Genomic DNA, 11,692 nt, shown 5'->3' with positions numbered 1-11,692 from the left:
GCTACGCAGCCCAACGGGAGCAAGCTCCCTCGCCACAACAAGCCATCTCCCACTGCGAGCCATCTCCCACAGCAGGTCGTTCATTACATCGCTTCAGTCGTCTTTCTTCATCAACCCGGCCAACGCCGCAAACGGGTTGTGCGTCGCCTTGGCGATCGTCGGGCTGCTGGTGGAGCCTTCGCCGAAATACTGCTGGTCGGTATAACGCGAGTGTTCGTTGTCGTGGCAATACAGGCACAGCAACTCCCAGTTGGAGCCGTCCTGGGGGTTGTCGTCATGGTTGTGGTTGCGGTGGTGCACGGTCAGTTCGCTCAGGCGCTTGCCGGCGAATTCACGGGCGCAGCGGCCACACACGTGGGGGTACATCTTCAGGGCTTTGTCGCGGTAGCCCATTTCCCGGTCGCGCTGGGCATCGGCGAGGATGCGGTCCAGCTTCGCGGTGTGGGAGGGCGGGTTGGTCGAGCTCATCATGGCTCCTGTCTTTTAGTGGATCACGGATAGCGTTGATTCTAGCTGCTTGCGGGCTAATAAACCTCCGGCTTTTTCAGGCGCGGTCATGCCGGTGAGGGGGATTGTTTGTAGTATCGACGAACTGAATTCATAAGGAGCGGTACTCATGCGGATGCATTCATGGTTGTGGGCGCTGCTGTTGTGCGCCGTCAGTGTTCAGGTCCAGGCGTTTTCCACGCCCCAGCCAGGCGAGGTGATCGATGTGGCGCTGGAGCAGCTCCACCCGACCCAGGCCGTCATCGGTTTTGATCAGATCCATTACAAGCTGGGGGTATTTGCCGAGTCGCCCAAAAAAGTGTTCGACGAATACTGTGAAACCAACGGCCAGGGCGGTGTCGACAAGGTGCCTGAAGATGCCGATCTGCATAAGCCGGGCAGCTTCACCTGCAAAGACCCGGTAGGCGCTCACCCGGCGGATATGAAAACCGTGGTGGTCGGTCCCGCTGGCCAGTTGTACCTCACCGACGGCCACCATTCGTTCAGTACCTTGTGGGAGCAGCCAGGTGCCGGCGCCAAACTGAAGATGTGGGTGCGGGTCACCGATAACTTCAGCGACAGTCCCGACCTGGCGACTTTCTGGAAACGCATGGAGCAGGGCCGCAAGGTCTGGCTCAAGGACGACCAGGGCAAGACCATCACGCCTGAGCAAATTCCGGCACACCTGGGCTTCAAGGACCTCGGCGACGATATGTTCCGCAGCCTGGTTTACTTCTCCCGCAAGGCGTCCTACGGCAAGCCGACCTCTGGTGAGGTGGTGCCGGAATTCCTGGAGTTTTACTGGGGAGGGTGGTTGCGCACGCAGATTGACCTCGGCGCGTTCAACCTGAATAAGCAAGGCGGGTATGAAAAGGCAATCGAGGCGGTAGCCAAGCGCATGGTCAGCCTGGCGCCCGAGGCACCGGTAGGGGAGAGCGGCTTCAGCGCCCGGCAGTTGGGCGGCTTCACGTCACTTGACCGCAAAGAACTGAACGATACGTTCAAGAAGAAAGTGCCCTACGTTATCGACAGTAGAAGTAACTAAGTGACGAACCGGCAGGGGCGGCCTTGTGCTGTTTCTGTCGGGCGTATAACGGCTTAATATACAGTAAAGATCCGGCAAATATCGATTTAAATGCCGTGGGGCATTTAATTGGCTTCAGGGTGATAAAGTGTTGGACTAACTTTGGCAGTTTGTTTAATGTGGCGCCTCTTGGCCTACTGCCGTTAGTGTGTTCTGTGGTGGCGTCAGGTAGTCAATACGTCAGGTCTTTCCTGGCGACTGTCAGTTTCCCGCAAGCCGGGCTTTCCTTTCACGATATCAACCGCCGTGGTTGACGTTGTGGCGTTTCAAATCAGAAGCGCTCATCCAGAGCGTACTGCTTCCAATAACCGAAGTCGGGTGGTTGAAGTGTCTGATGATCGTCGTGCAAATAATAAAAAATCAACGCGTTACCCTGTTGTTATAACTTGAATATTCGGGATAGGTGTCCTGTGCAAGTTGTAAGTTTATGGTGCCCGTTAATAAACTTCTGATGTTCATCTCACTGACATTCACACTGCGTGAATGCAACGGCCTGCTTCAATTGAATGCATGCAATTTTTTGTAGAGGCTGTTGTGTCTAAAGGCGTTGTTCTGGCGGTTTCCGCTTCCTTCCTGTTTGGTGTGCTGTATTTCTTTACCTCCCTTCTTGAACCCTTGAATGGCCAGCAGATATTTGGCTGGCGAATGCTCATCTCCTTGCCCTTCATGACGTTGCTGCTGTGCCTGTCCGGGGATTGGAAGTGGGTGCCGTTGATCTACAAGCGTCTGCGGGAGAAACCCGCGTTGCTGCCCTGTGTCGTGCTCACCAGTGCCCTGGTGGGTGTGCAGTTGTGGATCTTCATGTGGGCGCCCCTCAATGGCCACGGCCTGGATGTGTCGCTGGGCTATTTCCTGTTACCGCTGACCATGGTCATCACCGGGCGCATCGTTTACGGCGAACGCCTTTCCCATCTGCAAAAAATTGCCGCTGCGCTGGCGGCGGTGGGCGTGGCCAACGAGCTGTATCGCACGGGCGGGTTCTCCTGGACCACCCTGGTGGTGTGCGTCGGTTATCCGCTGTATTTCGTGCTGCGCAGGCGTTGTGGCACCGACAACCTCGGCGGGCTGTGGCTGGACATGATGCTGATGATTCCGGTCGCGCTGTGGTTCGTCCTCGGTAGTGAGCCCATCAACGAGACCCTGGCGCAGCGCCCGGCGCTCTATTGGCTGGTGCCACTCATGGGGTTGGTCAGCGCGGCGGCGGGTTATTCCTACATCCTGGCCAGCCGGCTGTTGCCGTTCAGCCTGTTCGGTTTGCTCAGTTACGCGGAACCGGTGCTGCTGGTGGCCGTGTCGCTGATGCTGGGAGACGCCCTCAAGCCGGGCCAATGGATGACCTACCTGCCGATCTGGCTGGCGGTGGTGGTGTTGGTGCTGGAAGGCTTGAGGCATTTGAATCGACTGCGCCGGTCGATCTGACTTCAACCCACGCAGTTAATGCTTAGCCCTTGAGCTTTTCAGCAATCCAGATGGTATGCCGCGTGCCCTTGTTGCCATGGGCAAACACTTGCATTTCCTCGGCCTTGAAGCCGGCCTTGCGCAGTTTGTCGCTGAACTGCTTGTCGGCGCTGGCCGACCATACCGCCAGCACGCCCTTGGGCCGTAGCGCCTTGGCGCAGGCGCTTAGGCCACCGGCGGAATACAGCCAGCTGTTGGCTTTTTGCGTCAGGCCTTCGGGGCCGTTGTCGACGTCCAGCATGATCGCGTCAAACCCCTGGGGCTCGGCCTGCAGCACCTTGGCCACGTCTTCCAGACGGATCACGGTGCGCGGGTCCAGCAGCGGGCGGCCGGACTTTTCCCCCAGGGGCCCGCGATTCCACTCGACCACGCCGGGCACCAGCTCGGCAACCACCACTTCGGCAGTCTTGCCCAAATGCTTGAGCGCTGCCGCCAGGGTAAAACCCATGCCCAGGCCGCCAATCAACACCCTGGAGCCGGGCCGACCGGCGACTTTGCGGCACGGAATCTCCGCCAGCGCATCCTCGGAACCGTGCATGCGCGTGTTCATCAACTGGCCACCGTCACCGCCCTGAATCTTGATGACAAAATCCTCACCGTATTCGAACAGGCACAAGGCACCGCCGTTGTCGGGGATCGGAGTGGTGTCCAGCAGAACGAAACGTTTCATGGAAATCTCATTGGGAAGGGCATTCTTGCGCGGTTGGGAGTAGCCTTACGACTTTACGGTCAGGCCATGGAGCCATCGATGAAGTGCAGCATTCTAACGGTCATTGTGTGGAGCGCGCTCGCCCTTGGCGGTGTGGCCCAGGCTCAGGAGTCGCAAACCGTGCCGATTACCCCCGCGCCTACGGCGGGTTCACCGGGTACTGCAACGCCCACGCCTTATCCGCAAGTCACGCCACCGGCAACGCCAAAGGCGGCCGGCAGCGGTGAGCCATTGTTGGCGCCGATCGTGCTGCCCGCGCCGCCGAAGGACCAGACGATCCCCGGCTTGCAGCAAAACGACATCAAGCCCAAGACCCCGGGCGGCTAAAACTGCTGGGACAGCAATTGCCCGTCCGCCATGCGCAGGCGCCTGGACAGGGCGATAGCAATCGCACGAATGATCTTGGCCGCGATTTTCGGTGCATCGTTGAGCATCTTTTCCAGGGAATCCTTGCCCAGGTTCAATAGCACGCAATCGCTGGCCGCCACACAGCTGGCGGAGCGGCGCTCGCCGTCCAGCACAGCCATCTCGCCAAAGGTCCGTCCGCTGCGCAAGGTGGCGATAGTCAGGCGCTGGCCTGCATGGTTGGTCTTCTGCACCGCCACCTGGCCTGAGTGAATGATGCACATGAAGGTGCCCGCGTCGCCCTCGAGGAAAATCACCTCATCGCGGGCGATGCTGCTGATGTTGAAATAGCCCGCCGCTACGTGGAAGTCTTCCGGCAGCAACGGGTCGAACAGGCCGCAATCCATCAGCATGTCGCGGATTTCGTTATTGAGTAAGGTCGGTTCTGGCATGAGGCTTACAGTCTTTGTCCATAAATCGTGCAGGGCGCGCCCGGCGGTCAAGTGTTCAGACCGGCCCGCCAGGCGGAGTTCCTTAAATCAGCCCCAGCGCCTTGAAAACAAATGCATATTCGAGTGCTACGTCACGTAATCCCTGGTAACGACCACTCATGCCGCCGTGGCCGGCGCCCAGCTCGGTCTTGAGCAGCAACAGGTTGTCGTCGGTCCTGGTGTCGCGCAGCTTGGCCACCCACTTCGCCGCTTCCCAATACTGCACGCGGCTGTCGTTGTAGCCGGCGATCACCAGCGTGGCCGGATAGGCCTGGGCGCTGACGTTTTCGTACGGTGCGTACGCCTTGATCCGCTCATACACCTCGGGCTCCTGCGGGTTGCCCCATTCGTCGTACTCGGTGATGGTCAGCGGCAACTCGGGGTCGAGCATGGTGTTGAGCACATCGACGAACGGCACTTCGGCAATCGCCGCCTGGAACAGCTCCGGGCGTTGATTGAGCACCGCGCCGATCAACAGGCCACCGGCGCTGCCGCCGCTGATGGCCAGTTGCTTGGAGGTGGTCAGGCCCTGGGCGATCAAGTGTTGGGCGCAGGCGATAAAGTCGCTGAAGGTGTTTTGCTTGTGCTCCTGCTTGCCGCCGCGATACCAGGCCTCACCCAGTTCGCCGCCGCCGCGTACATGGGCAATGGCGAAGGCCACGCCACGGTCCAGCAGGCTCAGGCGGGCGTGGGAGAACCACGGGTCGAGGCTGTGGCCGTAGGCGCCGTAGCCGTACAGATACAGGGGCGTCGGCTTACCCAACTGATCGCGTCGGACGACAAGACTGATCGGCACCTGAGTGCCATCGGCCGACGTTGCCCACAGGCGTTGGCTGACGTAGTCGTCGGCGTTGAACACGCCCAGCACCGGGGTTTCCTTGAGCACTTGTTGTGCGCCGCCGGCCAGTTCCAGCTGACGAACCTGGGCCGGGCGGTTCAGCGCCTCATAGCGCAGGCGGATCTTGTCGCTGGCAAATTCCAGGCTGTTTTGCACATAGAGGCTGTAGGCCGCGTCCGGTAACTCCACGCGATAAGCGGCTTGCCCCTGTGGGTGCACTTCGATGATCGGCAGGCCGCCGATCCGCAGGCTCAGGGTCATGGCCCGGGCATTGAGGCTTACGCCATCGAGCATTACCGCGTCGTCGTGGGGGATCAGGTTCAGCCAGTCGTCCTGGGTCGGCACACTGCCGGTGTCGGCCGCCTGGAACAGCGCAAAGTTGATGCCGTCACGGTTGCTGCGGATAAACCAGGTCCACTGGTCGTCCAGCTTGCCGTGGTCGACGTCATATTCATGGCCCTCGACCCGTGGCGCCATGCAGGTAAACGCCTGCTGCGGCTTTTCGGCGTCCAGGGCCCAGATCTCGCTGGTGGTCTTGCTGCCCAGGGCCAGCAGCAACTGACGCTCGGAGCTGGAGCGGTAGCAGTGCAGGAAGAAACGTCCGTCAGGCTCGTGGAACACTTCTTCGGCGGCAGTGCCGTCCAGGCGATAGCGATACAGCTTGTGCGGGCGATGGGTGTCGTCCAGTTCGGTGAAGAACAGGGTCAGGCTGTCGTTGGCCCAGGTCATGCTGCCATCGCAGTCTTCAAACTCCAGTTCGCTGACCTTGCCGGTGGCCAATTCCTTCACGTAGAGGGTGTAGATCTCTTCGCCGCTGGTATCCAGGCTGTAGGCCAGGCGCTGGTGGTCCGGGCTGATGCTGAAGGCGCCGAGGGAGAAAAAGCCGCCATTGGCCAGTACGTTCGGGTCCAGCAGCAGCTCTTCCGCGCTTTCGTCGACCTGTTGGCTGTCGTCCGCCGGGCGCGGGCAGCGGTAGTGGCGGGCGTATTCGTCGCCGGCGGTGGTGCGGGTGTAATACAGGTACGGGCCCCAGGGCGAGGGCAGGGACAGGTCGGTTTCGAGAATGCGGCCCTTGATCTCCTCGAACAGGGTCTCGCGCAGCGCCTGCTGGTCGGACAATTGTGCTTCTTGCCAGGCATTTTCCGCCTTGAGGTAATCGAGCACCTCGGCGCTGTCACGCGCTTGCAGCCAGGCATACGGGTCGGTGCCTGGGGCCTTGCGGGCGATCGGGGCGGCAGTGATGTGGGTCGATGGGGGCATGGATCACTCTCTGTCTGGCGGTTGGCCGACGGCATTGCAGCCTCGGCACTGAAAAGCCGTTATCATAGCGGCCTGTTTGCCTACCTTGCCATGGACACCATGACCGAGAACGACTATCTGATCGCTTGGGGCCTCTACGCCTTCGCAGCCCTGGGTTGCCTGTTGGTGTGGTTTGCCATGACCCGCTGGATGTGGCGCTGGCTGCGCGAGCCACTGCGGTTGCTGGTGGCGGTGCTGCTGTTCAGCCCGACCATCGTCGATCCGGTGAAGACCCAGTTCGCCCCGGCCGTGGCCATCACCGCCCTGGACCTGGTGCTCAAGGTCGGCAACAACGCCTGGCGGGCGATTTCCGATCTGTTCATGTATTGCATGATCGCGTTCGGCGTGTACCTGGTGTTCGTGCTGATCCGCTGGCCCATCGAGCGTGCCGCCAGGGTTCGTCGTGAGCAGAAGGCCGCCGCTGCGGCAGCCGCTGCTGCCGAGCCGGAGGATGACGACGAACCCTTCGCCGATGAGCGTTACGGTCGCCCGGCACCTGTCAGCGGTATGCGGGTCGAACCGCGCCTTTAACGTTGTACGCCCTGTATCGAGAAGCCTGGCATGTGTGAATTATTGGGCATGAGTGCCAACGTACCGACCGATATCGTCTTCAGCTTCACCGGGCTGATGCAGCGCGGCGGACGTACCGGGCCCCACCGCGACGGTTGGGGCATCGCCTTCTACGAGGGCCGTGGCCTGCGGTTGTTCCAGGACCCGGCGGCCAGCAGCGAATCGGAAGTCGCGCTGCTGGTGCAGCGTTATCCCATCAAGAGTGAAGTGGTGATTGGCCATATCCGCCAGGCCAATGTGGGCAAGGTGTGCCTGTCCAATACCCATCCGTTCGTCCGTGAACTGTGGGGCCGCAACTGGTGCTTTGCGCATAACGGTCAACTGGCGGACTTCAACCCCCGCGCCACGTTCTACCGCCCGGTGGGCGATACCGACAGCGAAGCGGCGTTCTGCGATTTGCTCAACCGTATCCGTGAAGCGTTCCCGGAACCGGTGGACATCGAACAGGTGCTGCCGGACCTGATCGCCGCCTGCAGCGAATACCGCAGCAAGGGCGTGTTCAACTGCCTGCTCAGCGACGGTGACTGGCTGTTCTGCTATTGCTCGACCAAACTGGCACAGATCACCCGGCGTGCGCCATTTGGCCCTGCACGGTTGAAAGATGTCGACGTGATCGTCGATTTTCAGGCCGAAACCACCCCCAATGACGTGGTGACGGTAATTGCCACCGAACCCCTGACCGAAAACGAGACCTGGACCCGCTACGAACCGGGCCAGTGGAGCCTGTGGCGACGCGGCGAATGTGTCAGCCAAGGTAAAACGGAATAAGGACGTCGAATATGTTGCTCAGCTATTTGCGACTGGTGTTGTTTGCCGTGGGTCTGTTGGTCGGTGTGCAGGTGCCGGGGTTTATCAGCGACTACGCCAAGCGCGTCGAAGCCCACTTGATCGAAGCCCAGACCGGCTTGCGCGGCTTCGATGCCACGGCGCAACAGTTCTTCAACGGTGACTTGCAGGCGCTGGTGGCCCATTACCGTGCCAGTGACGACCCGGTGTTTCGCAGCGATGCCAACAGCCTGGGCACCTTGCTCGACCGCCAGGTAGCGCTGGATAAGCAGTTCCAGGCGATGCAGGGCCCGTGGTACATCCGCGCGCTGCAAGTGGCGGTGGCCGCCGACCCGGCGATTCGCCAGGAAACCTGGAACGGCTACAGCTACATGCTGTTGCTGACCCCGGAAGCCATGGGCTGGGGCCTGGGCGGGGCGATGTTGTTGTCGTTCGGCATCGAGTGCCTGTTCCGCCTGATCGACTGGGTGGTGTTGGGCGGCAAGCGCCTGCGCCAGAGCCGACCGATTGAAGAGCGGGACCTCAAGGGGCTTTAAAGGCTGACGCGGTCAAATTGTGGGAGCGGGCTTGCTCGCGAATGCGGTGCGTCAGTGACATATGGGGTGGCTGGCACACCGCATTCGCGCGCAAGCCCGCTCCCACAGTTTTAAATCGGTTCCTTCAGTGGCATGGGTTTGCTCAACACCATCAAGTCCTCGCCCACCTTCTGCGCGTACTGCTGCACCACGCTCTGGCACAGCGCCACAATCTCCTCCACCAACTCCACGCCCACTCGCCACGACACCACCACCTGCAGGTTCGGCGGCCGTTGTTCCATGGGCAGCATGGTCAATTCACCTCGTGCCAGCTCTTCACTGACCAATACGGGCGGGAACGCACCAATCCCGAACCCGTCCCGCAGCAGGCGGGTGATCGCTGACACCGAGTTCACACAGTTCATCCGTGGGGCGGATACGCCGTTAGCCTGCATCAGGCTGAGCACGTCCTGGTGCGGACAGGAGTTTTTCGAGTAGGTGATGATGCGCTCCTGGGCCAGTTCGGCGAGGGACGCGTAGTCGCGGTTGTAGATCGAGTGGCTGGCGACGATCCAGCCCATGGGGTGGCTGGCCAGTTCCAGGCTGCGCAAGGTTTCCTGGCGCAGCAGGTCGGTTTGCAGGATCAGGTCGAGAAAGCCTTTTTGCAACTGATCGCAGAGGTTCAGCGCGGTATCGGCGACCAACTCGATTTCTACCCGCGGAAAGTTGTCCGTCAGTTCTGCCACCAGCGCGCTCAGCCAAGTGTGAATCACCGTGTCCATCACTCCGATGCGGATACGCCCGACCTTGCTGCTGGTGGTTTCCAGGGACTGCTTGAGCCCTTGCATGGTCGCCATCATCTGCTCGGCATAATCGAGCACCTTCAAGCCTTCCGGCGTCAGGCTCACACCTCGGGAATCGCGCAGAAACAGCTTCACCCCCAACTCGCTTTCCAGCACGGCGATGCGGCTGGAGATCGAGGCCTGGGTGGTGAACAGCTTCTCTGCCGTGAGGCGAAAGCTCTTGAGCTTGGCCACCCAGACGAAGGTTTCGAGGAACTTCAAATTCATGGGATCAACTTTTCTTATGCATGGATTGTTTTTTATTAGTTGGACGCAGCGTGCCGCAACCGCCAAAAATCGAGCTGTCTCACGATAAGCGTCGTTGGGGCTCGGGACAACATCGTTGCGAGATCTTGGTAAAAGATCCCACACTACAAAAAAATAAAGCCTACAGGAGCCCTACCGTGAGCCGCCTGCTATTGAACTGCGACATCGGCGAAAGCTTTGGCAACTGGACCTTGGGTCTGGACGCCGAAGTCATGCCGTTCATTGATTGCGCCAACGTAGCCTGCGGTTTCCACGCCGGCGACCCGAGCATCATGCGCAAGACCGTCAGCCTGGCCTTCGAGCATGGCGTGCAGGTGGGCGCGCACCCGGCGTACCAGGACCTGCAGGGTTTCGGCCGCCGCTCCATGGCCTACACCCCGCAGGAAATCCAGGACCTGTTGCACTACCAGGTCGGCGCCCTCGACGGTATTTGCCGGGCCCAGGGCGGACGGGTCAGCTACGTCAAACCCCATGGCGCGATGTACAACGACATGATGGCCAAGCCTGCGCAATTGCGAGCGGTGATCCAGGCCGTGGCGGCCTACGACGCCAGCCTGCCATTGATGCTGATGGCCACCCGCGACAACAGCGCCGCCCAGGCCCTGGGTGACGAATATGGCGTGACCCTGTGGTTCGAAGCCTTTGCCGACCGTGCCTACGACAGCGCCGGCCATCTGGTCTCCCGCCAGTTGCCGGGCGCGGTGCATCATGACCCGGAAAAGATCATCCAGCAGGCCTTGATCATCGCCCGGGGAGAACAGTTGGTCGCCAGTGATGGCAGTCCGTTGCACCTGCAAGCCAATACCTTGTGCGTGCATGGCGATAACGCCAGCTCAGTGGCTGCCGTGCAGCGCATCCGCGAGGCGTTGACCCCAGCATGAAGCCACGGATTGAAGTGGTGGCCATCGACTGCCTGATGGTGCACCTGTTTGAGGTGATCGCCGAAGACAACATGCCCTGGATGCTCGCCGCCACCCGCCGTTTGCGCGAAGGTTTTGGCCCGGCGCTGGTGGACCTGGTGCCGTCCTACACGACCCTGATGGTGCACTACGACCTGCTGGCGCTGGACCCTGGCCAGGCACGGGCGTTGATCGACCAGGTGCTCAAGGAATTGCAGCCCGAACCCAAGGACAGCGGGCGATGCCATGTGTTGCCGGTCTGGTATGACCTGAGTGTCGGCCCGGAGTTGGCGTTGCTGGCGCAGCGCAGTGGCCTGGCAGTGGGTGAGGTGATTCGCCGTCACAGCCAGCATGAATACCAGGTATTCGCCTTGGGCTTCGCCCCGGGGTTTGCCTTTATGGGGCTGGTGGATGAACAGCTCGCGACACCGCGGCTCAACACCCCGCGCAAGCGGGTGGCGGCGGGCAGCGTGGGCATCGCCGAGCGGCAGACGGCGGCTTATCCGGTGGTCTCGCCAGGTGGCTGGAACCTGATCGGCCGCACACCGGCCAAGTTGTTTGACCGCGAACGCGACGGCTACAGTCTGATGCAGCCGGGGGACACCGTGCGTTACGAAGCGGTCAGCCATCGCGAATTCATCAACCTGGGTGGCGATGACACACCGTTGGAGGCCCAGGCATGAGCCGCTTGTTGATCGAGGCCAGCACCCCGCTCTGCTTGTTGCAGGACGCTGGACGTTTTGGCGTAAGGCACTTGGGCGTGACCCAGGGCGGCGCGCTGGATTGGGTGTCGATGTCGTGGGCCAATTGGTTGCTGGGCAATGCCCTGGATGCGCCGGTGGTGGAAATCACCTTGGGTGGCTTCACCGTGCAGGCCGAGGCCTATTGCCTGCTGGCGCTGGCCGGGGCGGACTTGGGCGCGTATGTCGACGAGCGCGCGATCAGCCCGGGGCGCAGCTTTATTCTGCAAAAGGGCCAGCGCTTGCGTTTTACCCAGCCATTCAGCGGTGCGCGGGCTTACCTGGCAGCGCCGGGCGGGTTTGATGCGCCGCAGGTGCTGGGCAGCTGCGCCACGGTGGGCCGTGAAGAACTGGGCGGGCTGG

13 protein-coding genes and 1 pseudogene are annotated in these 11,692 nt (G+C 61.2%); 9 read left to right on the top strand and 5 right to left on the bottom strand.

Annotation, left to right across the window (positions count from 1 at the left end):
• Positions 1 to 93: 93 nt before the first annotated feature.
• On the bottom strand, positions 94 to 468 hold the full coding sequence (locus HX846_RS26900) for a YajD family HNH nuclease (protein WP_003210675.1): 375 nt from the start codon (positions 466 to 468) through the stop codon (positions 94 to 96).
• Positions 469 to 616: 148 nt separating this feature from the next.
• On the opposite strand from HX846_RS26900, the gene HX846_RS26895 reads away from it, so the two are divergent.
• The gene (locus HX846_RS26895; RefSeq protein ID WP_178966442.1) at positions 617 to 1,531 is read left to right on the top strand and encodes a ParB/Srx family N-terminal domain-containing protein; all 915 of its coding nucleotides are present in this window, start codon (positions 617 to 619) and stop codon (positions 1,529 to 1,531) included.
• 573 nt (positions 1,532 to 2,104) lie between these two features.
• On the top strand, positions 2,105 to 2,989 hold the full coding sequence (rarD, locus tag HX846_RS26890; RefSeq protein WP_023659097.1) for an EamA family transporter RarD: 885 nt from the start codon (positions 2,105 to 2,107) through the stop codon (positions 2,987 to 2,989).
• Positions 2,990 to 3,011: 22 nt separating this feature from the next.
• On the opposite strand, the gene HX846_RS26885 is transcribed toward rarD, so the two are convergent.
• A complete protein-coding gene (locus HX846_RS26885) occupies positions 3,012 to 3,698 on the bottom strand; it encodes a spermidine synthase (RefSeq protein ID WP_178966441.1) in 687 nt (228 codons plus the stop codon).
• Positions 3,699 to 3,776: 78 nt separating this feature from the next.
• Between HX846_RS26885 and HX846_RS26880 the strand changes: the two genes are divergently transcribed.
• On the top strand, positions 3,777 to 4,064 hold the full coding sequence (locus HX846_RS26880; protein WP_003210679.1) for a hypothetical protein: 288 nt from the start codon (positions 3,777 to 3,779) through the stop codon (positions 4,062 to 4,064).
• On the opposite strand, the gene HX846_RS26875 is transcribed toward HX846_RS26880, so the two are convergent.
• The gene (locus tag HX846_RS26875) at positions 4,061 to 4,534 is read right to left on the bottom strand and encodes a cyclic nucleotide-binding domain-containing protein (RefSeq protein ID WP_003210680.1); all 474 of its coding nucleotides are present in this window, start codon (positions 4,532 to 4,534) and stop codon (positions 4,061 to 4,063) included. The two genes, HX846_RS26880 and HX846_RS26875, sit on opposite strands and share 4 nt — an antisense overlap.
• An 82-nt stretch (positions 4,535 to 4,616) precedes the next feature.
• On the bottom strand, positions 4,617 to 6,671 hold the full coding sequence (locus HX846_RS26870) for a S9 family peptidase (protein ID WP_134325909.1): 2,055 nt from the start codon (positions 6,669 to 6,671) through the stop codon (positions 4,617 to 4,619).
• A 21-nt stretch (positions 6,672 to 6,692) separates the two neighbouring features.
• On the opposite strand from HX846_RS26870, the gene HX846_RS26865 reads away from it, so the two are divergent.
• Genes HX846_RS26865 through HX846_RS26855 form a run of 3 tightly spaced genes read left to right on the top strand, consistent with a single transcriptional unit; the run spans position 6,693 to position 8,602 of the window.
• Positions 6,693 to 7,241: a hypothetical protein gene (locus tag HX846_RS26865; RefSeq protein WP_003210682.1), complete on the top strand. Its 549-nt coding sequence runs from the start codon at positions 6,693 to 6,695 to the stop codon at positions 7,239 to 7,241.
• Positions 7,242 to 7,271: 30 nt separating this feature from the next.
• A complete protein-coding gene (locus HX846_RS26860) occupies positions 7,272 to 8,048 on the top strand; it encodes a class II glutamine amidotransferase (protein ID WP_102368325.1) in 777 nt (258 codons plus the stop codon).
• An 11-nt stretch (positions 8,049 to 8,059) separates the two neighbouring features.
• Complete coding sequence (locus tag HX846_RS26855; protein WP_003210684.1) at positions 8,060 to 8,602, top strand: DUF2937 family protein; 543 nt, start codon at positions 8,060 to 8,062, stop codon at positions 8,600 to 8,602.
• A gap of 110 nt (positions 8,603 to 8,712) precedes the next feature.
• On the opposite strand, the gene HX846_RS26850 is transcribed toward HX846_RS26855, so the two are convergent.
• The gene (locus tag HX846_RS26850) at positions 8,713 to 9,651 is read right to left on the bottom strand and encodes a LysR family transcriptional regulator (RefSeq protein WP_178966440.1); all 939 of its coding nucleotides are present in this window, start codon (positions 9,649 to 9,651) and stop codon (positions 8,713 to 8,715) included.
• 176 nt (positions 9,652 to 9,827) lie between these two features.
• Between HX846_RS26850 and HX846_RS26845 the strand changes: the two genes are divergently transcribed.
• The 3 genes and pseudogenes from HX846_RS26845 to HX846_RS26835 all read left to right on the top strand — a co-directional run.
• Entirely contained in the window at positions 9,828 to 10,571 is a 744-nt protein-coding gene (locus HX846_RS26845; RefSeq protein ID WP_087692567.1) for a 5-oxoprolinase subunit PxpA, read from the top strand.
• The gene (gene pxpB, locus HX846_RS26840) at positions 10,568 to 11,272 is read left to right on the top strand and encodes a 5-oxoprolinase subunit PxpB (RefSeq protein WP_087692566.1); all 705 of its coding nucleotides are present in this window, start codon (positions 10,568 to 10,570) and stop codon (positions 11,270 to 11,272) included. Before HX846_RS26845 ends, pxpB begins: the two co-directional genes overlap by 4 nt.
• Positions 11,269 to 11,692, top strand: a pseudogene (locus tag HX846_RS26835) (allophanate hydrolase); the annotation flags it as partial. The gene pxpB and the pseudogene HX846_RS26835, both read left to right, overlap by 4 nt.

Origin of the sequence: Pseudomonas sp. K5002, assembly GCF_013386655.1 — a bacterium.
In the GTDB taxonomy this organism is placed as follows: Bacteria; Pseudomonadota; Gammaproteobacteria; order Pseudomonadales; family Pseudomonadaceae; genus Aquipseudomonas.
This window is presented reverse-complemented; position numbering and strand designations above follow the sequence as displayed.

Excerpts from the sequence above, each read along its gene's own strand:
- HX846_RS26860 (WP_102368325.1), top strand. The coding sequence starts at position 7,272 with ATGTGTGAATTATTGGGCATGAGTGCCAACGTACCGACCGATATCGTC.
- HX846_RS26880 (WP_003210679.1), top strand. The coding sequence starts at position 3,777 with ATGAAGTGCAGCATTCTAACGGTCATTGTGTGGAGCGCGCTCGCCCTT.
- HX846_RS26885 (WP_178966441.1), bottom strand. The coding sequence starts at position 3,698 with ATGAAACGTTTCGTTCTGCTGGACACCACTCCGATCCCCGACAACGGC.
- HX846_RS26870 (WP_134325909.1), bottom strand. The coding sequence starts at position 6,671 with ATGCCCCCATCGACCCACATCACTGCCGCCCCGATCGCCCGCAAGGCC.
- HX846_RS26875 (WP_003210680.1), bottom strand. The coding sequence starts at position 4,534 with ATGCCAGAACCGACCTTACTCAATAACGAAATCCGCGACATGCTGATG.
- HX846_RS26895 (WP_178966442.1), top strand. The coding sequence starts at position 617 with ATGCGGATGCATTCATGGTTGTGGGCGCTGCTGTTGTGCGCCGTCAGT.
- pxpB (WP_087692566.1), top strand. The coding sequence starts at position 10,568 with ATGAAGCCACGGATTGAAGTGGTGGCCATCGACTGCCTGATGGTGCAC.
- HX846_RS26900 (WP_003210675.1), bottom strand. The coding sequence starts at position 468 with ATGAGCTCGACCAACCCGCCCTCCCACACCGCGAAGCTGGACCGCATC.
- HX846_RS26850 (WP_178966440.1), bottom strand. The coding sequence starts at position 9,651 with ATGAATTTGAAGTTCCTCGAAACCTTCGTCTGGGTGGCCAAGCTCAAG.
- HX846_RS26855 (WP_003210684.1), top strand. The coding sequence starts at position 8,060 with ATGTTGCTCAGCTATTTGCGACTGGTGTTGTTTGCCGTGGGTCTGTTG.